The 23,790-nt window shown below is 61.6% G+C and carries 19 protein-coding genes and 1 pseudogene; 5 read left to right on the top strand and 15 right to left on the bottom strand.

The window, feature by feature from the left end; all coding sequences use genetic code 11:
- The 4 genes and pseudogenes from QWB57_RS03325 to QWB57_RS03310 form a co-directional block, all read right to left on the bottom strand.
- A pseudogene (locus tag QWB57_RS03325) lies at window positions 1-232 on the bottom strand (RNA methyltransferase); the annotation flags it as partial.
- A gap of 115 nt (window positions 233-347) precedes the next feature.
- Window positions 348-3,482 (bottom strand): efflux RND transporter permease subunit, encoded by a 3,135-nt coding sequence (locus QWB57_RS03320; RefSeq protein WP_223627791.1) that lies wholly within the window; start codon window positions 3,480-3,482, stop codon window positions 348-350.
- Window positions 3,483-3,485: 3 nt separating this feature from the next.
- Complete coding sequence (locus QWB57_RS03315) at window positions 3,486-4,568, bottom strand: efflux RND transporter periplasmic adaptor subunit (protein WP_223627789.1); 1,083 nt, start codon at window positions 4,566-4,568, stop codon at window positions 3,486-3,488.
- A gap of 161 nt (window positions 4,569-4,729) precedes the next feature.
- Window positions 4,730-5,734: a class I fructose-bisphosphate aldolase gene (locus tag QWB57_RS03310; RefSeq protein WP_223627787.1), complete on the bottom strand. Its 1,005-nt coding sequence runs from the start codon at window positions 5,732-5,734 to the stop codon at window positions 4,730-4,732.
- 254 nt (window positions 5,735-5,988) lie between these two features.
- Between QWB57_RS03310 and QWB57_RS03305 the strand changes: the two genes are divergently transcribed.
- The 3 genes from QWB57_RS03305 to QWB57_RS03295 all read left to right on the top strand — a co-directional run bounded on the left by QWB57_RS03305 (window position 5,989) and on the right by QWB57_RS03295 (window position 7,340).
- Window positions 5,989-6,255 carry a DUF2249 domain-containing protein gene (locus tag QWB57_RS03305; protein WP_223627785.1) on the top strand — a complete coding sequence of 89 codons (267 nt, stop codon included), beginning with the start codon at window positions 5,989-5,991 and terminating at the stop codon, window positions 6,253-6,255.
- Between the two features lie 3 nt (window positions 6,256-6,258).
- Window positions 6,259-6,870 carry an FmdE family protein gene (locus QWB57_RS03300; protein WP_288968323.1) on the top strand — a complete coding sequence of 204 codons (612 nt, stop codon included), beginning with the start codon at window positions 6,259-6,261 and terminating at the stop codon, window positions 6,868-6,870.
- A gap of 89 nt (window positions 6,871-6,959) precedes the next feature.
- Window positions 6,960-7,340 (top strand): VOC family protein, encoded by a 381-nt coding sequence (locus QWB57_RS03295; protein WP_288968322.1) that lies wholly within the window; start codon window positions 6,960-6,962, stop codon window positions 7,338-7,340.
- Window positions 7,341-7,408: 68 nt separating this feature from the next.
- Here QWB57_RS03295 and pyk read toward each other — a convergent pair whose 3' ends face one another.
- From pyk to QWB57_RS03275, 4 genes are all read right to left on the bottom strand, one after another.
- Complete coding sequence (gene pyk / locus QWB57_RS03290; protein WP_288968320.1) at window positions 7,409-8,887, bottom strand: pyruvate kinase; 1,479 nt, start codon at window positions 8,885-8,887, stop codon at window positions 7,409-7,411.
- A gap of 81 nt (window positions 8,888-8,968) precedes the next feature.
- Window positions 8,969-10,144, bottom strand: coding sequence for a phosphoglycerate kinase (locus QWB57_RS03285; protein WP_288968318.1), 1,176 nt, complete (start codon window positions 10,142-10,144; stop codon window positions 8,969-8,971).
- Window positions 10,145-10,231: 87 nt separating this feature from the next.
- Window positions 10,232-11,899: a diguanylate cyclase gene (locus tag QWB57_RS03280; RefSeq protein ID WP_223629194.1), complete on the bottom strand. Its 1,668-nt coding sequence runs from the start codon at window positions 11,897-11,899 to the stop codon at window positions 10,232-10,234.
- Window positions 11,900-11,984: 85 nt separating this feature from the next.
- A complete protein-coding gene (locus QWB57_RS03275; protein ID WP_288968317.1) occupies window positions 11,985-12,431 on the bottom strand; it encodes a group III truncated hemoglobin in 447 nt (148 codons plus the stop codon).
- Window positions 12,432-12,565: 134 nt separating this feature from the next.
- Between QWB57_RS03275 and QWB57_RS03270 the strand changes: the two genes are divergently transcribed.
- Window positions 12,566-14,221 carry a tetratricopeptide repeat protein gene (locus QWB57_RS03270; RefSeq protein WP_288968315.1) on the top strand — a complete coding sequence of 552 codons (1,656 nt, stop codon included), beginning with the start codon at window positions 12,566-12,568 and terminating at the stop codon, window positions 14,219-14,221.
- A gap of 84 nt (window positions 14,222-14,305) precedes the next feature.
- Here QWB57_RS03270 and gap read toward each other — a convergent pair whose 3' ends face one another.
- Complete coding sequence (gene gap / locus QWB57_RS03265; RefSeq protein ID WP_223629191.1) at window positions 14,306-15,307, bottom strand: type I glyceraldehyde-3-phosphate dehydrogenase; 1,002 nt, start codon at window positions 15,305-15,307, stop codon at window positions 14,306-14,308.
- Between the two features lie 86 nt (window positions 15,308-15,393).
- Between gap and QWB57_RS03260 the strand changes: the two genes are divergently transcribed.
- Window positions 15,394-16,248, top strand: a complete 855-nt coding sequence (locus QWB57_RS03260; protein WP_223629190.1) for a S1/P1 nuclease — start codon at window positions 15,394-15,396, stop codon at window positions 16,246-16,248.
- Window positions 16,249-16,311: 63 nt separating this feature from the next.
- Here the strand turns inward: QWB57_RS03260 and QWB57_RS03255 are convergent, their stop codons facing one another.
- From QWB57_RS03255 to tkt, 6 genes are all read right to left on the bottom strand, one after another.
- The gene (locus tag QWB57_RS03255; RefSeq protein WP_288968314.1) at window positions 16,312-18,063 is read right to left on the bottom strand and encodes a TonB family protein; all 1,752 of its coding nucleotides are present in this window, start codon (window positions 18,061-18,063) and stop codon (window positions 16,312-16,314) included.
- Complete coding sequence (locus QWB57_RS03250; protein ID WP_223629188.1) at window positions 18,050-18,421, bottom strand: BlaI/MecI/CopY family transcriptional regulator; 372 nt, start codon at window positions 18,419-18,421, stop codon at window positions 18,050-18,052. Before QWB57_RS03250 ends, QWB57_RS03255 begins: the two co-directional genes overlap by 14 nt.
- A 117-nt stretch (window positions 18,422-18,538) precedes the next feature.
- On the bottom strand, window positions 18,539-18,982 hold the full coding sequence (locus QWB57_RS03245; protein WP_288968311.1) for a copper chaperone PCu(A)C: 444 nt from the start codon (window positions 18,980-18,982) through the stop codon (window positions 18,539-18,541).
- A gap of 71 nt (window positions 18,983-19,053) precedes the next feature.
- On the bottom strand, window positions 19,054-21,120 hold the full coding sequence (locus QWB57_RS03240; protein ID WP_288968310.1) for a TonB-dependent copper receptor: 2,067 nt from the start codon (window positions 21,118-21,120) through the stop codon (window positions 19,054-19,056).
- A gap of 55 nt (window positions 21,121-21,175) precedes the next feature.
- Window positions 21,176-21,577 carry a DUF2946 family protein gene (locus QWB57_RS03235; RefSeq protein ID WP_288968309.1) on the bottom strand — a complete coding sequence of 134 codons (402 nt, stop codon included), beginning with the start codon at window positions 21,575-21,577 and terminating at the stop codon, window positions 21,176-21,178.
- A gap of 25 nt (window positions 21,578-21,602) precedes the next feature.
- Window positions 21,603-23,588: a transketolase gene (tkt, locus tag QWB57_RS03230; protein WP_288968308.1), complete on the bottom strand. Its 1,986-nt coding sequence runs from the start codon at window positions 23,586-23,588 to the stop codon at window positions 21,603-21,605.
- Window positions 23,589-23,790: the final 202 nt, after the last annotated feature.

The raw sequence follows: 23,790 nt of genomic DNA, 5'->3' as shown, positions 1-23,790 counted from the left end.
CGCGGTTGGCCACACACCACTTCAACAGTGGCTGCAACTGCGGAATGCGGGCCTCACTCAAATACAACTTGCGCAATGCCTGCGGGCGGCGCGCAAACACCGCTTGCACGGCGTTCATGCCATACAGGCGCAGCTCGGCATCGCGGCGCTCACGTGCGGAGTGTGCGGGCACGGCATCCTCCTGCGGCGCGGCGGCGCGTGCGGGGGCGTGGCGTGGCGAATAAGGGCGTGGCGTACCCTCTCTGGGAGGATAGGGGCGCGGTGCGCCCTCACCCGTTGCGCGCGGGCTGTGCGCTTTCGGGCCCCGCGCTTTGGAGCCGGAACCCCACGGGGAATTGCCATCGTGATCACGCATGACCGCCTGCCTGCGGGGTTTCCGCTTCCAGTTTTTCCAAAGTATGCGCAAGTTGTTCCGGCGAATGCGTGTATTTGGCCAGCAGCGCATAGAACGCCGGCACCACGAATAGCGATAACAGGGTCGAGAACGACACCCCGAAGATCACCACAATGCCAATCGTGGCACGGCTGGCCGAGCCCGGGCCACCAAAAATCACCAGCGGCACTGCGCCCATCACGGTGGCAATCGATGTCATCAAAATCGGGCGCAGGCGAGTGGCGGCAGCCTCGACAATCGCATCGTGGATGCTGCGGCCTTCATCGCGCAATTGGTTGGCAAATTCCACTATCAGGATGCCGTTTTTCGCCGCCAAGCCCACCAACATCACGATGCCGATTTGCGAGAACAAATTGACCGTGCCCTTGGTGACCCACAACCCGATCAATGCGCCCAGCACACCCAGCGGCACGGTCAGCATGATGACCAGTGGATGCAGGAAGCTTTCAAATTGCGCCGCCAACGCCAGATACACAATCAACAGCGCCAGCGCGAAGGTCACCAGTACCTCGCCGCCGGATTGCTGCAACTCACGCGATTCGCCTTTCCAGCTGATTTGCGCGTAGTCCGGCAGGCTTTCGCGTGCGGTTTTTTGCGCCCACGCCACCGCTTCGCCCAGCGGATAGCCCTGCGCCAGACGCGCACTCAAGGTAATCGAGCGCAGGCGGTTGAAGCGGTTCAAGGTGCCCGGTTCGGCCACTTCTTTCAGCGTCACCAAATTCGATAGCGGCACCAACACGCCGCCGCGCCCGCGTACCTGCAAGGCATCCAGCGCCGCCACCGAGTCACGGCCTTTGCGGTCGGCTTGCAGCTTGACGTCGTATTCCTCGCCGTTATCGACAAAGGTCGTCACGCGGATGCCGCCCATCATGGTGGACAGTGCATGGCCGATGTCGGTGGCGGAGACGCCCAGATCCGCCGCACGCGCACGGTCGATCACCACCCGCATCTGCGGCCGGGTTTCCTTGTAATCCGAATCCGGCCCCATGAACCCGGGATTGCCTGCCATCTTGGCCAGCATGATGTCGCGCCAGCCGGCCAGTTCTTTGTAATCGGGCCCACCCAGGACCAATTGGAATGGTTGCCCGCGCGTGCGCACCAGCCCACCACCGGCCTGCGTGCGTACTTTCACCCCGGCAAGCCCGGCAAATTTCTTTTCCAACTCGGCCGCCAGTTCCACCGTACTTTTGCTGCGCTTATCCCAGGGCTGCAAAAACACCATGGCCCGCCCGGTATGCATTTCTTCGCTGGCCCCGAAACTGCCCGGCACCCGTGGGTTGGCGCGCAGGATGGTTTTATCGGGGCCGATGTCTTTGGCCAAAATGGCTTCGACTTTTTTCATCTGCCCCACGGTGTAATCAAAGCCCGCGCCTTCCGGACCTTCCATCATCAATTGGAAGGACCCGCGATCTTCCGACGGTGCCAATTCGGTGGGCAGCAATTTGAACAAGGCCACCAGCGCAATGACCGCTGCCAGCAGCAGGCCGGCAAACAGCCAGACCCGATGCACATTGCGCCCCAGTACGCCGCGGTAGCCACCGGCCAGCCGCTGGAACCGGGCATTCAACCACTCGCTCACCTTGTTTTCATGCACCGCATGTGGGCCGGTATGCGGACGCAGCAATTTGCTGGCCATCATCGGGGTCAGGGTCAATGCCACGAAGGCAGAAATGGCCACCGCCGCCGCCAATGCCACCGACAATTCGCGAAATAGCCGCCCGGTATTGCCCTGCAAAAATCCCACCGGCAAAAACACCGCGATCAACACCGCCGTGGTGGCCAACACCGCGAATGCCACTTGCTTGGTGCCACGCCGTGCGGCAACCAATGCCGGCTCACCCAAGTCCACCCGGCGCTGGATGTTTTCCACCACCACGATGGCATCGTCCACCACCAGACCAATGCACAGCACCAAGGCCAGCAAGGTGAGCAGGTTGATCGAAAACCCGAATGCATACAGCGCGATGAACGAGGCGATCACGCACACCGGCACGGTGACCGCCGGGATCATTGCCGCACGCACGCTGCCCAGGAACAACCAGATCACCACCAGCACCAGCACGATGGCTTCGATCAGGGTTTCATACACCCGCTCCACCGCCGCCGAAATGAAGGTGGTGCTGTCGTAGGCGACATAAATATCGGTGCCTTTGGGCAGTGATGCGCGAATCTTGTCGCCCTCTGCAATCGCTTCTTTCGCCACTTCCAGACTATTGGCGGTGGAAGTCTTGACGATGCCGATGCCCATCGCCGGTTCGCCATTGCTGTGGTAGTAGGCGCGCCGTTCGGTGGACTCCAACGCCACCTTCGCCACATCCCCCAACGTCACCACATACCCATCACTGCCCTTGCCCAGCGGCATCCGTGCGAAGGCCTCGGGGGTGGTGTAGTCACGCGCCACGCGCAAAATGAAATCGCGATTGGTGGATTCAATCCGGCCCGCACCCAGCTCCACGTTTTCAAGGCGTAACGCATTTTCCACATCGCTGGCGGTCAACCCCCGCGCCGCCAACTTGTCGCCATCCAGCCATACGCGCATGGCGTATTGCTGGCTACCGCCCAGAAACACCCGCGCCACGCCTTGCAGACTGGAAAACCGATCCACCAGATAACGCTGTGCGTAATCCGACATCTGCATTTGATCCATCGTGGTGGAGCGCAGATTCAGCCAGATAATCGCATCGGAATCGGCTTCCACCTTGCTGATTTCAGGTGGCGTGGCCTCGGTTGGAATGCGGTCGGACACGCGGCTGACTGCGTTGCGCACATCGTTGGCCGCAGCTTCAATATCGCGCGAGGCATAGAACTCGATACTGATCCGCGAGCTGCCGTTCTGGCTGTTGGAATCAATCGTGTTGATGCCTTCGATGCCGGCCAGTGCGTCTTCCAGCGGCTTGGTGATGCGGGTCTCCACCACCCCCGCCGAAGCGCCGGGATAGTCCACCTGCACCGACACGATGGGCGGGTCGATGGCCGGCAACTCACGCAAGGTCAGGCGCAGGAACGACATCACCCCCAGCACGATCAGCAGCAGGCTCATCACCACCGCCAGCACCGGGCGCTTGATCGAAAGATCGGACAGATTCATGGCTCAGTGCTTCGCATCATCGGCCATGGGTGCAGCACCTGCAGCCACCTTCGCTCCCGGCTGCAATTTGCCGGTGCCTTCGGTGACGATGCTGTCGCCTGCTTGAATGCCGCTGGTCAGCATCACCTGACCGGGAATGCGGCCACCCACCACCACATCCGCCTTCTCCACCGTGCCATCACCCTTTACTCGCCACACAAACGTCTCGTTGCCAATTTGCTGCACCGCCAATTCGGGCACCACCAAGGCTTTGCGGGTACTGCGCAGCAAAGCCACGCGTACCAGCATGCCGGGCTTCAGCAAGCGCTCGGGGTTGGCAAACTCGCCGCGCACGGTGGCCGAACGCGAGCCGGCATCCAGTCGCGCCGCCACCGTCTGCACGCGGCCATCAAAACGTTTTCCGGGATACGCCCCGGCAGTACCCGTCAACGCCTGCGCTGGCGCCACGTCCGCCAGCTCGGTTTCCGGCACCGGGAAATCCACATACACGCGCGAAATATCATCTAGCGTGGCGATCACCGTGCCCGGTGTCACCAACGCGCCCGGGCTGACCTGGCGAATGCCCAACACACCGGCAAACGGTGCACGAATCACCCGGTCACTCAGATTGGCGCGAATCTGGCCCACCTGCGCACGCGCCGCGTCGCGGGTAGCGCGGGCGGTATCCACCGCGGAACGTGCCACCAATTGCTGACCGCCCAATTGGGTGAGCCGCTGCAATTGTGCTTCGGCATCTTTCAGTTGCGCCTGCGCCGAGGCCAACAACGCGTCTTGCTGTTGCCCACTCAAAGTCACCAGCGGCGCGCCTTTGGCAACGTCCTGCCCGCTTTCGAAATGCACCTGCTGCACGGTTTCGCTGACCTTGGCGGTGACCGTGACGGCCTCGTGCGCACGCACCGTGCCCAGCGCTTGCAAGTTGTCGTTCCAGTCCTGCAAGGCAATCGTGCTTACCACCACGGGTACCGGTTGATTGCCACGCCCACCGCCGGGGCCGCTACTGCCGGGCTTGTCTTGCTTGCCACATGCCGTGAGCATCAGCATGGCCACCAAGGCAGCCCAGAAATGACCAGTGAACCGCTGTGACATGGGGGGACTCAAGCGTGGGGTTGCCGATTTTAACTGGCGAGGATGACCGTCTTCCTGTGCCATCGGCTGGGGGGCAAACCACGACGTCGGTCAAGCTTCGCCACAAAGACGAACGCCAGCACTCGGCTGGCGCTCGATTTCACGGCGATGGCGCGAGGCGATCAGCCCTGCCACTGTCCCAATGCAGCCAAGCCATTGGCCTTGGCGCGTTCGAACACCGTCGCCTGTGCCTTGGCGTAGTTGCCGGCCATGTCGGTGGCCCACAGCTTCAGCGCGGCCTGCTGCATCGCACGACCATAGCTGAACGACAGCGGCCACGGGTTCGGGCCCATCTTGTTCATCGCGTCCAGATGCGCGGTGGCATCGTGGTCGTTCTGGCCGCCCGACAGGAACACGATGCCCGGCAAAATTGCCGGCACCGCCGACTTCAAACACATCAACGTGGATTCGGCCACTTCCTCGACGCTGGCCTGCTCATCGCACGCCTTGCCCGGGACCACCATCGAGGCCTTGAGGATGGTGCCTTCCAGCATCACGCTCTGGTTGTACAGCGCATCAAACAGCGAACGCAGCACCACTTCAGTCACTTCATAGCAGGTGCCGATGTCGTGATCGCCATCCATCAACACTTCCGGCTCCACCATCGGCACCAGACCGCACTCCTGGCACAGCGCGGCATAGCGGGCCAGCGCATGGCTGTTGGCCTCGATGCAGGTACCGGAAGGGATGTCGTCGCCGATGGTAATCACCGCGCGCCACTTGGCAAACCGCGCGCCCAGCTTGTAGTACTCCTTCAGGCGGTCACGCAGGCCGTCCAGGCCTTCCGTCACCAGTTCGCCGGGGAAGCCGGCCAGCGGCACCGTGCCCTTGTCCACCTTGATGCCGGGGATCATGCCGTTGTCCAGCATGTACTTGGCAAACGGCACCCCACTCTTGGTTGATTGGCGGATGGTTTCGTCAAACAGGATCGCGCCGGACAGGTACTGGTTGGCGCCCGGCGCAGTCAGCAGCAGCTCGCGGTAGGCGCGGCGGGTGTCTTCCGTGCACTCGATGCCCACACCCTCAAAGCGCTTCTTGCAGGTAGCGGAAGACTCATCAATGGCAATGATGCCCTTGCCCGGGGCAACCATGGCACGGGCGGTTTCGGCAAGTTGTTCGATACTCATGGCGTAGGCTCTGCTGGCGGTTGGAGTTATCCGCCAATTATAGCCGGGCTGCGCTTGCAACTTCCCCACGCATGCCGGGTACGCGCTGATTGCCACGTCATGGCTCGCATGGCTCGCGCCTGGACGCCTGCCAGCTGCCAGCAATGACGCCTGCGACCAATTTCAAAGGTCATGCGCCGCCTTGACATGGGTCAGGGCAGCGGGATTGGGGTTGCGTAGCATGGCGTTGTAGTTGCAAACAGGAGTCAGCAGCGATGTCTTTTCAACTTGATCCAGCCCCGAATGTGCATGTATTCGATGCACGCGGAGTCGCCCGTCGGTTTCGGCATTCCGCCATCTTTGGCGCATTGGGGGCGCTGCGTAATGGCGAAACCATGCGCTTCATCAACGACCATGACCCCATCCCGTTGCTGGGCCAAATCCAGCAGCGCTTTGGCGAGCATGTCACCGTTGAATATCGCCAGCGTGAGCAAGCAGGCGTAGTGATCGACTTCCGCATCGTTGGTTTGCCTGAGGAGTAAGTCATGGCGCTACCCGCCTTTTTTTCCGCGGCACCAGGAATCGTCCTGCGCGATCCATTGGCGGAATTATTAGGTGCTGCGGAAGGTGGCTTGATTGAATATGGCTACGCCGATGCGGTGCGCTTGGCCGGGCATTCCTGCCCCACGGTGGCCGGTGCGTATCTGATGGCGCGCGCCGCCCTGCGCGCGCTGTATCCCGATGCAGTGCCAGAGCGTGGCAGTGTGGTGGTAACGATGAGCATGGCAGAAGAGGAAGGTACCACCGGCGTTATCGCGCAGGTGTTCACTTTGCTCACGGGTGCTGCGGGCAATAACGGATTTCACGGGATTGGAGGGCACCATGCGCGGCATGGCCTGCTGCGCTACGGCAGTAACGACTTATCCTGCATCGCTGGTTTTTGTCGCAGTGATACGGGCGATACAGTGTATGTCTCGATGGATCTCTCCAGCGTATCGCCTGCGCCGCAGATGCGGATGCTGATGGGGCGAGCCTTGGCCGCAGATGCCACTGACGCTGAGCGTGCCGCCTTTGCCTCGGTGTGGCAAGACCGCGTGCGCAAGTTGTTGCTGCAACATGCGGAGGATGCCCGCGTAATCAAGGTGGTGCGCCACTAGCGGGGGTTCGTCCACGCCAACGCTGCTTTACGGTACGGCTACACTCATGCATCCATCAGCAGAACAAGCCTTCCGGCCAGGAGACACTCATGCAACGCGTCACCGGCATTGGCGGCATTTTCATCAAGTCAAAAGACCCGGAAGCACTGAGTGCGTGGTATCGCGACCACCTTGGCTTTGACGTGACCGATTGGGGGGGTGCCATTTTCCATTGGGGTGGCCCCGACAGTGCCCCAGGCATGACTATCTGGAGCCTGTTTGACATGGGCACGGACAAAATGGATCCCAGCCCTGCGCCCTTCATGCTGAACCTCAGGGTTGCCGACCTCGATGCATTACTCGCCGCATTGCGCACGGAGGGCTGCAATGTGCTGGGCGATTCGGAGTCGTCCGAATTTGGAAAATTCGGCTGGGTGATCGACCCGGAAGGCAATAAAGTGGAGCTATGGGAGCCGCCAAGCGGGCAATAGCCCGCAAGCGCAGCAAAAGGGGACGGAAGATGCTCAGTGCTGGGATCGCATCGCCATGCCCTTATTCCCTACAACTCCCCCAACCCCGTGGCACGGCCATCGCTGCCGATCTCCAGCAGGCGCAAGGTATTGGTGGCGCCTTTGGTTTCCATGTGTTCGCCGCTGGTAAACACCACGCGGTCGCCGGGGTTCAATAAACCTGCTTCGACCAACAGGTGGATGCTGCCGCGGGCGGCTTCGCGCGGGGTTTGGCCGCGGCTGTCGTAGTCCATGGCGAACACGTCGCGCATCAGTGCCATCTTGCGCCGCGCAGCGGCGTGATGGGAAAACGCATAAATCGGTACGGCGGAACGAAACCGCGACAGGTAGCGCGCGGTACCGCCGGATTCGGTCATCGCCACCACTGCGCGCACGCCGACGTGTTCGCACAGGAACATGGTGGCCATGGCAATGGCTTGGTCGGCGCGGGCAAGACCACGCTTGGCTTGTTCGAAATCGGTATCGGCTTCGAATTGTTTTTCCGCGCCCATGCAGATGCGCGCCATCGCCTCAACCGCCTTCACCGGCCAACTGCCGGCGGCGGATTCTTGTGACAACATGACAGCGTCGGTGCCGTCGATGACGGCGTTGGCCACGTCCAGCACTTCGGCGCGGGTGGGAATGGGGCTGTCCACCATGGATTGCAGCATTTGGGTGGCGGTGATCACCACTTTTTCGCGGGCCACGGATTCACGGATGATTTTTTTCTGCAGCCCGGGCAGTTCGGCATCGCCAATCTCCACGCCCAGATCGCCACGCGCCACCATCACCACGTCGCTGGCATCCACGATTTCGGTCAGGTTTTCAATTGCTTCGGCACGTTCGATCTTGGCCACCAGCGCGGCGTTGCAGCCATGCGCACGTGCCACCCGGCGCGCTTCGTGCATGTCTTCGGCATTGCGGCAGAACGACACCGCGATGAAGTCCACCTGCATGCCCGCGGCAATCACGATCAGCTCGCGGTCTTTCTCGGTGATCGCGCCCAGTGACAGCCCGCCGCCTTGTTTGTTCAAGCCTTTGCGGTTGGACAACACGCAATCGTTGAGGATGGTGGTGACGATGCGTTCGCCCTCCACCGCCGTCACTTGCAACTGCACGATGCCATCATCCAGCAACAGCACATCGCCTGCGACAACATCGCCCGGCAACTCCAGATAACTGACGCCCACTTGGGTGGCATCGCCCGGCGGCACATCCAGCCGCGCCACTAGGTCGAAACGGTTGCCGGCCTTGAGTTGCACTTTGCCATCGGCGAACGTCTCCACCCGGATTTTGGGGCCGGGCAGGTCGGCCAGAATGCCCACTTCGCGCCCAAGCTTGGCCGCCATCGCCCGCACCGCTTCACCACGCGCCACTTGCGCCGACGGGTCGCCGTGGGAAAAATTCAACCGCACCACGTCCACCCCGGCACGCAGCACCGCTTCCAACACCTCGGGCGGGTCGGTAGCCGGGCCAAGGGTGGCGACGATGCGGGTGTGGCGGCGTTGTTGTGGCTGTGCGGCGGTCATAAATGGCGGAATGACATCGTTGTCTAAATGATTCTTCCACGCTATCACAGCCGCACGCCAGGTGCTGCATCCTGCAAACGATTAAATCGCACGCGCTGCCAATGCCGCGACCGCCGGCAGGGTTTTGCCCTCCAGAAATTCCAGGAACGCACCGCCGCCGGTAGAAATGTAGGACACCTGTTGTTCGATGCCGTATTTATCGACTGCGGCCAAGGTGTCGCCGCCACCGGCAATCGAGAACGCACTGGAGGCCGCAATCGCACGCGCCACCGCTTCGGTGCCGTGACCAAAGGCGTCAAATTCGAACACACCCACCGGGCCGTTCCAGACCACGGTGCCGGCCTTGGCGATCAGGGCGGCATAGGCGGCGGCGGTTTGCGGGCCGATATCGAGAATCATGTCGTCCGCACTCACTGCATCCACCACCTTCACTGTCGCCGGCGCATCAGCGGCGAATGCGGGTGCCACCACCACATCCAGTGGCAACGGAATCTCGGCCCCGCGTGCTTTGGCATCCGCCATGATCTGTTTGGCGGTATCCAGCAGGTCCATTTCCACCAGCGATTTGCCCACGCCGTGGCCCATCGCGGCGATAAAGGTATTGGCAATGCCACCGCCGACGATCAACTGATCGACCTTGCCCACCAGATTGCCCAGCAATTCAAGTTTGGTGGACACCTTGCTGCCCGCCACAATCGCCAGCAGCGGCCGCGCCGGGTTGGCCAGTGCTTTGTCCAATGCATCCAGTTCGGCCATCAGCAGCGGGCCGCCGCAAGCTTGCTTGGCAAACCGAATGGCACCGTGGGTGGAGGCTTGCGCACGGTGTGCAGTGCCGAATGCATCCATCACATACACATCGCACAGCGCGGCGTATTGCTTCGACAACGCCTCGCCATCGGACTTCTCGCCGATGTTCATGCGGCAGTTTTCCAGCAGCACCAATTGCCCCGGCGCAATCTCCACGCCGTTCAAATAATCCTTGATCAACGGCACATCAAAGCCCAGCAATTCCGACAAGCGCGCGGCCACCGGTGCCAGCGAATCGGCTGCGCTCCACACGCCTTCTTTCGGACGGCCCAAGTGTGAGGTGACCATCACGGCAGCACCTTTTTCCAGCGCCAATTTGAGGGTGGGAAGCGAGGCCGTGATGCGCAAGTCCGAGGTCACCCTGCCATCGGCCACTGGCACATTGAGGTCTTGGCGGATCAACACTTTCTTGCCGGCAAGATCAAGGTCAGACATGCGTGAGATGGTCATGGGCGGGGCATCACAGTGCGAAAAGGAGGCCCATTGTCGCGTTGCACTGGCGCAGGTTCAAATCCCGCGCTTCGCCGCCCTGTGCCATCAGGCACTGACGCCGTTGCGGCCTGCCGCCTTGGCCCGGTACAGCGCGGCGTCGGCACGATGCAGGAGCGCCTCGATGTCCCGATCACCCGTTTGGCAAACCGCAACGCCAACACTGACCGTCAGTCGCCCACTGGGTGCTTTGGCGTGGGCGATGTCAGCATCAAACACCCGCAAGCGCACACGTTCCCCCACCTGCAACGCCTGCTCGATGGTGCTGCCTGGCAAGAACACCGTGAACTCCTCGCCACCGGGGCGCGCCAAAACATCATCGGCATGCAGCAGCGCACTGCGCACCGCGCCAGCGAACCGCCGCAATGCACTATCGCCCGCAAGATGACCATAGTGATCGTTATAACTCTTGAAAAAATCGATATCGAGTGCAAGCACAGCCAAAGGCGTGCCGGAGATCTTGAATTGTTGCCACAAACGTTCGCCCTCCTCGACGAATCCACGGTAATTCAAGCACCCAGTCATCGCATCGGTTCGGCTGATGAGCTCAAGTTTTTGGACAGCCTGCCGCAACGATTCAGTACGCTCTTCGATCACAGCCTCGCGCTCACCCAACACCTGATTCAATTCCTCGAAGGCGTTGTTCATGCGCCCGCCCAGCTCGCCGATTCCGTCCGCCAATGGCTGCAACTCCTCTGGCAGGCGGCTACGAAGCGCCGAATCCAACTTGCCACCCAAGGCATATCCATGCAGGCTGGCCAACAGGTAGCCGATATTGTGCCGAAGCATTTGTCGCTGCAGCCACAGCGCCCACACCATGCCCAGCAAGGTCACTGCCAGCAGCGCAAACAGCAACAACAAGCGCGGCCGCAACGGTGCCAGCAAGATCTCGCGCGGCGCCACCAGTGCCAGCGTCCACTGGTTACGCATGGCCACGGCTTCCACATAGGTATCGCCAGGCTCGCGCAGCAGGTCGCGCCGGAGCTCTACGCGCCCACTGTGATCTGCGGCGAGCGCCATCTCGCGTAGTGCCATGCCCTGCCGGCCGGCGTCATCCAACGATTTCCAACGGAGTCCTGCGCCGGCGTACACCACGCGATTACTGCGATCCAGCAATAGCAGTTCGAAATTCCGGCGCGCCAAACTTTCGGCACTCAAGCGGGCGATGCTCTCGACAGGAATGGCAGCCTGCAGCACCCCCTCGAAGCGATCCTGACGCAACAACGGCGCAGATACCGCCACCACTACTTCACTGCCATAAATCGGGCGTTGATACGCGTCTGAAATATAGGCACGAAACTGGTTGTGATTGACCTTGAACCAATCTTCAGCAGATACATCGACGACCACTTGCGGCTGCTCCCGCAAACGCGTATCGCGCATTATGACGACCCGTCCATGCGCATCCACATGCAATGCTCGCAACATCGAGGGGTAGATCTTCAGCAGCCGCGACAACTCCTCACCGCTTACAACTTGATCATCAGCCACTTGATCGGCCAACAACCGCACACCGGCCTGTTGTGATTCAAGAAACTCATCGATAAGGCTGGCACTCAAGCGTGCATTGGCGTCCAAACGCAGCATCAAATCGTTGGAGTCGCGCTGCCATTGGCTCCACAACATGGCCACGCTGAACAACAGCACAGGCAGCAGTGCGGTCAGCACCAGCCCCAGCGCCAATCGTTTGCGCAGACTCCACTTCGATGCAGCCACAGCCCCTCCTAAGCTCTTTTGTACCATGCACGCCATCGGTCTGGCGGCAACATCGCCGGATCGTGACCGACTGCAAATCGACGCTTCAGCCCCCGCGCAGCAACGGCAGCCGTGGACCCAATGGAATCGGTGCCCGCCCCGGCTCCGGCAACCCCAACCCATACCGCAAACTGCGGCCAATGCGACTGGCGTATTCGTGCACCAATTCGGCTTGCGTGGGGGTGAGCAGCTCATCGGCAGTGGCGCGCCACAACGCCAACCATTCGATGAAGTGTTGGGTAGTGATGGCATGGCCCTGGTGTTTTGCCATCGGATTGCCGCGATAGCTGGCCGCACGCAAGATGACCGAACCCCAGAATGAGGTTAGCAGTGCCTTGTGCGCGGGCCAGTCGTGCACGGCGGCATTGAACACCGGACCTAATGTGGGGTGCACTTGAATCTTGTCGTAAAAGCAGTCCACCAGCGTCGCGATTTGCGCATGGCTGGGGATGGCAGCGTCGGGGGCGAGAGTGGTGTCCACGTGTCGGCTCATGCTGGTATAGGGGGAAACAATACGATCATCGCTTCCCCATATTATCTGCGCCTGCCATTGCCAATGGGCCTCGGCTACCATCAAGCTGACAAGCAACTGACATACGGCTAGCGCACACCGGCGGGGAGCAAGGCATGCGGGCACTGTGGTTTGAACTCAAACGCCGCAACGTGTTGCGCATGGCGCTTGCCTACGCCGCGCTGTGCTGGCTGTTGTTGCAAGTCGCCGATCTGCTGTTGCCCACCTTTGGCATACCGCCCTGGGTGATGCGGGCGCTGGTGCTGCTGGCCGTGCTGGGCTTTCCGTTGGCGATGATGTTTGCCTGGACCTACGCCTGGACTGACCGGGGCTTGCAACGAGAAATCCCGGCGGCACCTGCCAGCGCCCCTGCAACCGAATCCCCTAGCGCAGATCCGATTGCCGCCTCGATCGCGGTGTTGCCGCTGGTCAATATGAGCTCGGACAAAGAGCAAGAGTATTTCTCCGATGGTTTGTCGGAGGAGCTACTCAACCTGTTGGCGCAAGTGCCTGAATTGCATGTAGCCGGGCGCACCTCGTCGTTTTCGTTCAAGGACACCCAAGCCACGATTGCGCAAATCGGGCAGGCATTGAACGTGGCCACGGTGCTGGAAGGCAGCGTGCGCAAGAGTGGCGCACACGTGCGCATCACCGCGCAGTTGATCGAAACCCGTGGCGGCTATCACCTGTGGTCACAAACCTACGACCGCCAGCTGACCGACATCTTCGCAGTGCAAGACGAGATTGCCGCAGCGGTGGTCGCGGCGCTCAAACTGAAGCTGCTGCCATCGCACCAGCCCAGCCATGCCGGTCACCACCTGCCCGGCCCCGATGCCTACAACCACTTTCTGCTGGGCCGACAATTCCTCAATCGTGCCACCGAAGAGGGCTTTCGTCGCGCCGGTGAGGAATACCGCAAAGCCATCGCGCTGGAGCCCACTTATGCCGCCGCATTGGCGGGCTTGGCATTGGCCGATGCGTATGCCGCGGACTACACCCAAACCGATGCACAGATGTTGGCGCTGCGGGCGCAGGCGCGGGCCACGGTGGATCAGGCGGTCACACTGGATCCAACGCTGGGCGAGGCCTACACCGCACGTGCCGTGCTGCGCTTTGTGTTTGAACACGACTGGGAGGGCGGGGCCAGTGATTTTCGCCAGGCTCTGCACTTCAACCCCGGCGATGTGATGAGCCTGTGGCAATACAGCCGCTTGCTGGCCGCACAAGGCAAGCTGGCAGACGCCTTGACCCAAGCGCAAGCGGCCACCCGGCTAGACCCGCTGTCGGCGCAAGCGTGGGAGATCCAATCCCGCTACCAAATCGCCTTGGGCGATTTTGCCGGCGCGCGTGCGGCGTTGGATCGTGCCTTGGATATCGCTCCCGAACATGGCCGCGCACCTGTTGGCATGGGCCTGTTGTATTTGTTGCAAGGCGATGCCGCAACCGCTGACCACTGGTATGCGCGGGCCGACAACGCCACCTTTCGCCTGTGCGGGCAGACAATGGCGGCGTTCAGTGCTGGCCATGAGGCGGCATCGCTGCAAGCGCTTCAAGAATTAACCGACACCCAAGCGCATACCAGTGCTTACCAAATCGCCGAAGCCTTCGCTTGGCGCGACCAGCGCGACGATGCGTTTGCTTGGCTGCAGCGCGCGATTGTGCAATACGATGCCGGGGTGCAATACATCAAATACGACCCAACCTTGCGCAATTTGCATAGCGACCCGCGTTATCGGGTGCTGTTGCAGCGCATCCGGCTGCCGCTGGATTGAAATCCAGCCAAGGATACGCGCTGAGCAAACACACAAAGCCCCGCACGGGGCGGGGCTTTGCTGAAACGATGGCGGAAAATACGATTACTTCGCCATCACCTTGACCATTTCCAAACACTTGTTGGAATAGCCCCACTCGTTGTCGTACCAGCTCACCAGTTTGACGAAGGTGTCGTCCATCGCGATGCCGGCTTCGGCATCGAAGATGCTGGTGCGGGCGTCGCCACGGAAATCGGTAGCCACCACTTTTTCTTCGGTGTAACCCAAGATACCGGCCAGCGCACCTTCGCTTTGCGCCTTCATTTCCGCGCAGATTTCGGCATAGGTGGCGGGCGTTTCAAGTTCCACGGTGAGATCCACCACCGACACATCGCTGGTGGGCACGCGGAAGCTCATGCCGGTCAGCTTCTTGTTCAATTCCGGAATCACCACACCCACCGCCTTGGCCGCGCCGGTGCTGGACGGGATGATGTTTTCCAGAATGCCGCGGCCGCCACGCCAATCCTTGTTGGACGGGCCATCAACGGTTTTCTGGGTGGCGGTGGCGGCATGCACGGTGGTCATCAGGCCGCGCTTGATGCCCCATTTGTCATTCAGCACCTTGGCGATCGGAGCCAGGCAATTGGTGGTGCACGAAGCGTTGGAGATGATCGCCTCGCCGGCGTATTTGGCATGGTTCACGCCATACACGAACATCGGGGTGGCGTCCTTCGACGGGGCCGACAGCAGCACTTTCTTGGCACCAGCATCGATGTGCTTTTGGGCGGTATCGGCCGACAGGAACAGGCCGGTGGACTCGATCACCACGTCGGCACCCACGGCATCCCATTTCAAGTTGGCGGGGTCGCGCTCGGCGGTCAGGCGGATGCGCTTGCCGTTCACCAGCAGCGCGCCGTCTTCCACCGCTACATCGCCCTGGAAGCGTCCGTGCACCGAGTCGTGCTTGAGCATGTAGGCCAGGTAATCCGGCTCCAGCAGGTCGTTGATGCCGACGATTTCGATAGCGTCGCCAAAGTTCTGCACGGCCGCGCGAAACACGCAGCGCCCGATGCGGCCGAAGCCGTTGATACCGACCTTGATTGCCATTGCGGGAAAACTCCTGAGGGAAGATGCGCCGAACCTGACGCGGGGGCTTATCATTTTAGCCTTTCCCCACTCTGCCGGCTTGACCCATGTCCAGAATCCTGCGTTCTTGCTTCGTGATCTGCCTGCTGTGCGTATTGCCCGTCACCGCGGCCTGGGCTTGGGGTGCGTTGGGCCACGCCTTGGTGGGCGAGTTGGCGCAGCGCCACCTGAACCCCAAAGCCCGCGCCGAAGTGTCCAGATTGCTGGCTGGCGAGCCCAACCCCAGCCTTGCCGGCGTGGCCAGCTGGGCCGATGACCTGCGCAACGACGACCCACCGCGGTTCAAGGAAACCCAACGCTGGCACTACATCAATGCCAAAGGCGGCGGCTGCGATTTCGACCTTGCCCGTGACTGCCCCGACGGCAATTGCGTGGTGGGCGCGATCAACAAACAACTGGCCATCTTGGGCGACCGCAGCCAACCACTGGAAGCACGCCGGGATGCACTGAAATTTGTGGTGCATCTGGTCGGCGATGAACACCAGCCCATGCATGCCGGCAACCGTACCGACAGCGGCGGCAACCGGTTCCAGATCAGCTTGCGCACCCCCATCGCACCCGAAGCCTACGCGCAAAAAAGTTATGTCGATGGCGTGATGGGCACCAATCTGCATTCGGTGTGGGATTACTACATTCTCGCCAGCCGCAAATTGAAACTGCTGGATTACGCCAAGCTGCTGGACAAACAAGCGTGGGATCCTGCCTCTGCGGCCACCGGCACCCCGCTGAATTGGGCCGAGGAGTCCTGCACATTGATCGATGCCAAGGGCATTTATCCACCCGAGGATCAGCACAAGATGGATCACACCTATCTCGATCAAATGCGCCCATTGGCCGAAGCGCGCGTACATGTGGCCGCCGAGAGGCTGGCGAATTTGCTGAACCAGACACTGGGCCAATAACGCTGCACTGAAGCTTGCGCATCATCCCGCGAAGGCGAAGATGACGCGCAAGTGGGACGCAACTCAGCAGCCTTGTTCCTGCGGCCCGGTGGCCCAGCTGCCACGCAAAGATGCCGGCATCGCGTCGTAGCCAGCCAAGCCGGTGCTGGCCGAAAACACAACAGCGATTGCAGTAGGGCGGGTGGGCTTGACTCGGGTGGCCGCTGACGCACCATCCGGCCGAAACTCAACCGGCACCCGCACCTTGCCGGCAATCGCTTTTCCATTCTTCATCGCCGGTTTGAACCGCCACTTCTGTGCGGCTTCAAGAGTGGCGGCATCCAGCTGCGCATTGCCGGATGTGCGTTCGACCTTCAGCCCAGTGACGCTGCCGTTGGCGGCAATATCAACAACCAGCACAACGGTTCCGCCGATGTTTTTTTGCAACGCATCTTTCGGATATTGCGGCGGATTTGCAGTGCGTGAGACGGCATCTATCTGCCCGGACTGTAACTGCTTCACTTTCGATGCGGGGACAATTGACGCTGCGTTTGCGCTCTTGACGGGTAACTCCTTCGCCGCCAAATCATTCAATGTGACATCCAGCCGCAACCCCTTGAACGCCTTGCCTTCATTTTCCGCGACAGCTACAGAACCAATCTGGATAGCCGCTGGCTTGCCGTTCAGAGCGATTAACTTTGGCTCTGCAACCTGTTTGCCATCTTCATCAATGCGCAGCACCAGCGCCAATGCGGGCTTACCTTGATGCTTGACCCGGGTCACGGTGCCAACAATGACGAAGCGTCTGCCATCGGCATCCGTTTCCAATGAGAACGGCTTGCCTACTTTGCTCACCACGTGCAACACCTTCGGGGCATTCTCATCTACCCGCAGTACGACATCGGCAGCGATACCATCCGCCGGAACAACTACCGACGGTACAGCCGGCTGCGCCGCCCAAGCCGCATAGCCACCGCCCAGCAACAGGCATGTCAGTACGCTGCGACCCAGCCAGCGCTGTGTTGTGGAAACAGGTTTTGCAAGCATTGCGATTCTCTCCTTGAGTGGGTGGCCAAAGCCAAAATGGCAGCCCAGCGGCGATGCTTGCATCACCAACTGAACTTGCAACAACGCATCGCCATAGCAACGACGGGCATGCGGTTGGCGGGCGAGCACGTCGGCATCGCAGGCCAGCTCTTGGTCGTTGCGCATGCGCAAGACCGCGATGTGAAATAACGGGTTGAACCAAAACAGGCAGCGCAGCACTGCCGCAACAAAGTTGCTGCGCAAGTCCCCGCGTGCGATGTGGGCCTGCTCGTGCGCCAGCACCAGCGCACGCTGTTCGGCATTGAAACGGGTGTCGAAATCCGCCGGCAACACCACTTGTGGTCGCCACAAGCCCAATGTGGCCGGCAGCCCCGCACGGGCGGCCTGCGAGCGCCATACACCTGCGTGCGGCACCAGTGGCGTCACACTACGGCGGAACCTGGACTGCACGCGCCACATCCACAGCCCACACGCAACCGCACCCAGTGACCACATCGCAACCAAACCCCAGCGCCAATCCAACCACGCAACAGCGGGGGCCGCACGTACCACCATCCATTGCGCCGGCATCACCAACACCTGCGCCAATGGTGCTGGTGCCAACTGCGCCACCGGTGCCGGCAGCACGCTAGCCAGCAACGCGGCAGGTACCAACAACCACGCGGCATACGCCACACCCACCCCAAACGCACGTCGCAGTGGGCGACGCAGGGCCAGCACCATGACAATGGCGGCACTACCCGCCAAAGTGGCTTGCAACAACCCCGCCAAAAGTTCAGTGCTGGGCATCGTCAAGGCCCTCGATCAACTTGCGCAGTTCGGCAATGTCGTTGCGGCTCAATTCTTGATGCTGCGAAAAATGCGCCACCAGCGGCGCAACTCGGCCATCGAACAAGCGATCCAGCAAGCCGCGACTTTCCTTCAGCACCCAGTCTTCGCGCTTGAGTAATGGCGAATACAAATAGCGCCGCCCTTCTTTCTGCGCACTGATCGCGCCCTTGTTGAGCAGACGATTGAGCAAGGTCTTGATGGTGGCCTCTTGCCAATCTTGCTGGCTGGCAAGCGCGGCCGCCACCTCATCCGCACCCAGCGGGTGCTGCCGCCAGAGCACATCCATCACCACCGATTCGGCTTCGCTGATTTGCATCGTTTACACCCGTAATTTTCTTTAGATTACGAATGTAAACAACAAAGTCAAGCGCCGTTCGTCGGGATCCGAGCCACAATCCATTGCAAGTGCCAGGCTGCAGTGAAACCGCTGTGGCTAGCCGCCGGCCCCGATCCCGCGCACGGCAAATGTCACCTTCACCTTGCCGGCGCGTTGAAACACCAGCGCTGCCTCAAAATGATCACCCTCGATCAGCGCTCGTGTTGGCCCAATCAACATCAGGTGATAGCTGCCGGGTTTGAATTCCAGCTGCCCATGCGCAGGTACGATCAGCCCATCGGTAATCTGGCGCATGCGCATCACCCCGCCATCGTTGCGCATTTCGTGAATTTCGATGCGCTTGGCAATCGGGCTTTCCACGCGCAGCAGGCGATCCGTCGCATTGCCCATGTTGACCACGGTAAGGAAACCGCCGGCTACCGGGGCAACCGCCGGTACCGCACGCGCCCAGGCATCGACCACCCGCACTTCGTTCTTATCCGCCGCCGCTACCCACAAGGGCAGCAGCAGCACCAGCAATCCCGTGACGATTGTTTTCATCATCTGTGTTCTCCGAATGCGCCGCAGCGATGCCGTGCCCCGCTGCGGCGCTTGATGTCAGTGTGCCTGCATTACAGCGCGAGGTTGAGTTTCAGCCACAGGTTGCGGCCCGGCTCATTGATCCGCACTGGCAGCGCCGGATAGCCAAAATCCGCACTGCCGGCCAGATTCAGATGTTCGCTGTAAGTGCGATTGAACAGATTATCGATGCCGGTCGTCAGTTGCATCCGCGCATTGAGCCGATAGCCCGCGTTCAGCGCCAGCGTGGCAAAGCCTGCGCTGGGGCCAAGATCACGACCCGTCACATTGCCTTGATTCAAACTGACCCGCGACTGCGCCGCCACCGCACGCAGCAACACCGCTGCACTCCACTGGCCGTTGTCCCATGCCGCGCTGAAACGGCCTTCCAGCGGTGTCATCTGCGGCAAGGGGATTTGCGCACCCATATTCGCGCCCCATGCCCACGCCACGTTGCCTGCCAGCGTCCAGTCCTTGCCCGGACGCAGCTCGCCACCCGCCTCGAAGCCGTGGATGCGCGCATCGATATTGGAGGCGATGCTGGTCATCCCCATCATGCCGCCACTCATGTAGCGGAACAGGATGTAGTCCTGGATGCGCCCGGCATACGCAGACACCCATGCATTGCTGCGTTTGCCATGCCACTGCGCACCAACATCCAGTTGCGTGGTTTTTTCCGGCTGCACACCGGCAAACGCGTTCGGCGCGCCCAGTGGCCCGTTGTTGGGTGAAAACAGTTCCCAGTAATCCGGCATGCGCTGCACATGCCCCACACCCGCGTACCAACCCAAACCGCTGCCGGCAATGTCGCGCTGATAGCGGACGAAACCGCTGGGTAATGTGTCACGACGGGCCTGCCCGAAGGTGGAATTGGGCATGCCCATCATCCCGGCAGTGCTGCGCTGATCGACCACGTCTGCCCGATCCATGCGCGCGCCCGCAATCACGTGCTGCCCCGCTGCCAAGGTCCAGTTGCCCTCGGCAAACACGCCAAGATTGCGCATCAGTGCGTCCTGCGCCCACGGTTTGGCGGCATACATCCCCCGCCCCATCGCGCTGCGCGAACGATGCTGACTGCGCTGTGCATCGACACCTGCCGTCAGCGCGAAGCTATGCCATTCCCAATCCGCAGCGATGCGTCCACCGCTGGTGACCCGCTCCACATTCGCCGCCATCGGCATCGGCATCGTGCTCATCGGGTTGGGATCGCGCAGCGTGTAGTTATCCATCACATGATCGGCGTCGTTGCGATAGGCGCTGGCGGTGAGCTTGCGCAGCATGCCGCCGAACGCTTTTTCAAAGCGCAGGCCCAGGCTATCGCGGCGAAACTGCGCACCATCCATGCCGCGACCGGCATAGCGCGCCTGGCCATTGCCAATCCCGGCGGAGACTTCCAGCAATGTGTCTGCATCCGGTGTCCAACCCAGCGCCGCATCGGTATTCCATTTCTTCCATGCAGACGGCACGCGCGCACCGTTGCCATCGGCATAGTCGCCCGCTTGCGAGCGATTGGCGCTCACCCGCGCATAGCCCGTGGGTGCACCGGCAGTGATATCGAACAGCTGATCATTCCGGCCAAAACTGCCGCCCAGCACACTGGCTTGTGCACGCAGCCCGGGTTCGTCGAAGCGCGGGGTTTCACGCTGAAAGCGCACCGTGCCCGCCGATGCTCCCGGCCCCCACAACACCGTTTGCGGGCCTTTGATCACGGTCAGGCTGTCGTAGGTTTCCGGGGCGACATAGGACAACGGGTTGTCCATCCGCGCCGGGCAAGCGCCGGGCATGCCGCCGTCGTTGCTCAGCAGGTTGAGGCGCGAACCGAACATGCCGCGCAGCACCGGGTCGCCATTGCTGCCGCCATTGCGTACGGCGGAAAAGCCGGGAATGGTTTTGAGGTAGTCGGCACCATCACTGGCCGGCACCGGTTGGCGCGGCAGCTTGGGGTCGGTTTCGAAGGTCAGCGCTTGCGTGGGTGTGCCGATGACCACCACGCGATCGAGATTCTTGGCGGTCCCATCCACGCCATTGGCACAGGCGAGGACGGGGAACAAGCAGATGGAAAGCGCACAGGCAAGCGCGCAGCGCGACGGCCGTGCCGTCGCGAAACATGAGGAAGACATGATGGCTCCAGATCACAAGAGGGCGAGGCGATGCCTCGCAGGAATGCGTCGTGATTCAGAGCAGGATCGGCGGCCCTCGCGCACCCAGACCGCGCAGCAGCGGCACAGCACACAATGCGGGCTGCGCCCACGTGGGCAATAGCACGCGCCGCAGTGGCGGCAGCAGCATGACCAGCGCCAGCAACAGCGGCGTCAGCGATGCCAGCAATGGGCAATAGCCGCAATAGTCGTCCGGCATCGCGCCGGTCGGTGCGGGTGGTTTGCCCGCATCGCCCAGCAGACTGGCCGGCTGCATCGCCAACCCATCCACGGTACACATCGCCAGCACCGCGTCAGGAAGACGCGGCGCGGTACTTTCCAGCCAACGGCTGACGCTTGGCATCACTGACAGCAACAAGATGGCTGCCAGTGCCAGGCGGGCCATCCAATGCTGAAAGCGGGTCGAACGCAAGATCATCGCAGTGACAAGACTACGCCCGGTTTCACAGCGCGTTGCTGACTTCGATCAAGCGTTCCACCGTGATCCCGAAATGCGGGAACAATTTTTCCGCCGGTGCGCTGGCACCAAAGCTGTCGATGCCGATGACTGCGCCATCCAAGCCAACGTACTTGCCCCAGAATCCCGTCACGCCGGCTTCGATGGCCACGCGCTTGCGGCAGGCCTTGGGCAGCACCGCTTCGCGATAGGCCGCGTCCTGACGCTCGAACACTTCCACGCACGGCATCGACACCACGCGCACGCCATCCCCCAATTGCGCCGCTGCTTGCATCGCCAGACCCACTTCGCTACCGGTGGCGATCAGGATGATCTCCGGCGCACCCGCGCTGTCTTTCAGCACATACCCGCCGCGTGCGACATGCGCCAACTGCGCGGCATCGCGTGCCTGGTGTGGCAGGTTTTGGCGGCTGAAGATCAGGCAGCTGGGGCCGTGGGTGCGGTCGATGGCGCACTTCCATGCCACCGCCGATTCCACCGCATCGCACGGTCGCCAGACATCGTTGTTCGGGATGTAGCGCAAGGACGCCACGTGCTCCACCGGCTGGTGGGTGGGGCCGTCTTCGCCCAAGCCAATCGAGTCATGGGTATAGACGTGGATGGCGCGAATCCCCATCAATGCGCTCATCCGCACCGCGTTGCGGGCGTAGTCCGAGAACACCAGAAAGGTCGCGTCATACGGGATGAAGCCGCCGTGCAGCGCCAGTCCGTTGCTGATCGCGGTCATGCCGAATTCGCGTACACCCGAATGGATGTAGTTGGCATTGGCATCGCTGCAGGTCACCGACTTGCTGCCCTTCCACAGGGTCAAATTGGAATGCGCAAGATCAGCCGAGCCGCCTACCAATTCCGGCAGCAGCGGCGCGAAGGCTTCAATCGCGTTTTGCGAGGCTTTGCGGCTGGCAATGCTGGGGCCGTCTTGCTGCAGCTTGGCGATGAAAGCGTCGGCCGCGGCATCAAACCCAGCCGGGAGCGCGCCGGACAGACGGCGCTCGAACTCGGCGGCGGCTTCCGGGTGCGCGGCCTTGTAGGCCGCAAAGCGTGCATTCCAGGCGGCTTCATTTCCGGCGCGGCCTGCACTACGCCACCCTGCATAGATGGCTTGCGGGATTTCAAATTCGCCGTACTTCCAACCCAAGGCGGCGCGGGTGGCGGCCACTTCATCCTTGCCCAGCGGCGCGCCGTGGCTGGATTCCTTGCCCGCTTTGGCGGGCGAACCAAAACCAATGGTGGTGCGGCAGCAAATCAGGGTGGGCTTGTCGGTGGATTTCAGCGCGGTCTCGATTGCGGTTTTGATTTCATGCGCATCGTGCCCGTCCACGCCGCGGATCACGTTCCAGCCATAGGCTTCAAACCGCTTGGGCGTATCGTCGGTGAACCAACCATCGGTGACACCATCAATACTGATTTTGTTGTCATCCCAGAATGCGATCAGCTTGTGCAGCCCCCAGGTGCCGGCCAGCGACGCCGCTTCGTGGCTGATGCCTTCCATCAGGCAGCCATCGCCCAGGAACGCCCAGGTGCGGTGATCGACAAGGGTGTGGCCATCGCGATTGAAATGCTGGGCCAATAATTTTTCACCCAAGGCGAAGCCCACGGCATTGGCAATGCCCTGCCCCAACGGGCCAGTGGTGGTTTCCACCCCTGGGCAGACGTGGTTTTCCGGGTGCCCGGCGGTCTTGCTGCCCAATTGGCGGAACGCCTTCAGATCGTCGATGGAGACGTCATACCCGGTCAGGTGCAGCAGCGCGTATTGCAACATCGAGCCGTGGCCATTGGACAGCACAAAACGGTCGCGGTCGGCCCAATGCGGGTTGCCCGGGTTGCACTTCAGATAATCATTCCACAGCACTTCGGCGATGTCGGCCATACCCATCGGCATGCCCGGATGCCCGGAATTGGCCGCCTGCACGGCGTCGATAGCAAGGAAACGGATGGCGTTGGCAAGTTCGCGGCGGCTGGGCGCAGTCATGGCATCAGGGCAAAGCGGAGGGAGCGCCTATTGTCCCATGTCTGGGTGGCTAACCACCCGCCTTACCGCACAATCTCGTCCAGCTTCTCCATCGCCGCATCGTCCAGATCCTTTTCGCCGCTGCGATGCGCAACCACCACGGCGGTAGCCAGGTCACCGGTGACGTTGAGGGAGGTACGGCACATGTCGAGGAAGGTGTTGA

The sequence above is a fragment of the uncultured Thermomonas sp. genome, assembly GCF_937872235.1.
GTDB lineage: Bacteria > Pseudomonadota > Gammaproteobacteria > Xanthomonadales > Xanthomonadaceae > Thermomonas > Thermomonas beijingensis.
The sequence above is the reverse complement of the archived record's forward strand: the minus strand, read 5'-3'. Positions and strand labels throughout refer to the sequence as shown.

Excerpts from the sequence above, each read along its gene's own strand:
- QWB57_RS03320 (WP_223627791.1), bottom strand. The coding sequence starts at position 3,482 with ATGAATCTGTCCGATCTTTCGATCAAGCGCCCGGTGCTGGCGGTGGTG.
- QWB57_RS03315 (WP_223627789.1), bottom strand. The coding sequence starts at position 4,568 with ATGTCACAGCGGTTCACTGGTCATTTCTGGGCTGCCTTGGTGGCCATG.
- QWB57_RS03310 (WP_223627787.1), bottom strand. The coding sequence starts at position 5,734 with ATGAGTATCGAACAACTTGCCGAAACCGCCCGTGCCATGGTTGCCCCG.
- QWB57_RS03305 (WP_223627785.1), top strand. The coding sequence starts at position 5,989 with ATGTCTTTTCAACTTGATCCAGCCCCGAATGTGCATGTATTCGATGCA.
- QWB57_RS03300 (WP_288968323.1), top strand. The coding sequence starts at position 6,259 with ATGGCGCTACCCGCCTTTTTTTCCGCGGCACCAGGAATCGTCCTGCGC.
- QWB57_RS03295 (WP_288968322.1), top strand. The coding sequence starts at position 6,960 with ATGCAACGCGTCACCGGCATTGGCGGCATTTTCATCAAGTCAAAAGAC.
- pyk (WP_288968320.1), bottom strand. The coding sequence starts at position 8,887 with ATGACCGCCGCACAGCCACAACAACGCCGCCACACCCGCATCGTCGCC.
- QWB57_RS03285 (WP_288968318.1), bottom strand. The coding sequence starts at position 10,144 with ATGACCATCTCACGCATGTCTGACCTTGATCTTGCCGGCAAGAAAGTG.
- QWB57_RS03275 (WP_288968317.1), bottom strand. The coding sequence starts at position 12,431 with ATGAGCCGACACGTGGACACCACTCTCGCCCCCGACGCTGCCATCCCC.
- QWB57_RS03270 (WP_288968315.1), top strand. The coding sequence starts at position 12,566 with ATGCGGGCACTGTGGTTTGAACTCAAACGCCGCAACGTGTTGCGCATG.
- gap (WP_223629191.1), bottom strand. The coding sequence starts at position 15,307 with ATGGCAATCAAGGTCGGTATCAACGGCTTCGGCCGCATCGGGCGCTGC.
- QWB57_RS03260 (WP_223629190.1), top strand. The coding sequence starts at position 15,394 with ATGTCCAGAATCCTGCGTTCTTGCTTCGTGATCTGCCTGCTGTGCGTA.
- QWB57_RS03255 (WP_288968314.1), bottom strand. The coding sequence starts at position 18,063 with ATGCCCAGCACTGAACTTTTGGCGGGGTTGTTGCAAGCCACTTTGGCG.
- QWB57_RS03250 (WP_223629188.1), bottom strand. The coding sequence starts at position 18,421 with ATGCAAATCAGCGAAGCCGAATCGGTGGTGATGGATGTGCTCTGGCGG.
- QWB57_RS03245 (WP_288968311.1), bottom strand. The coding sequence starts at position 18,982 with ATGAAAACAATCGTCACGGGATTGCTGGTGCTGCTGCTGCCCTTGTGG.
- QWB57_RS03240 (WP_288968310.1), bottom strand. The coding sequence starts at position 21,120 with ATGTCTTCCTCATGTTTCGCGACGGCACGGCCGTCGCGCTGCGCGCTT.
- QWB57_RS03235 (WP_288968309.1), bottom strand. The coding sequence starts at position 21,577 with ATGATCTTGCGTTCGACCCGCTTTCAGCATTGGATGGCCCGCCTGGCA.
- tkt (WP_288968308.1), bottom strand. The coding sequence starts at position 23,588 with ATGACTGCGCCCAGCCGCCGCGAACTTGCCAACGCCATCCGTTTCCTT.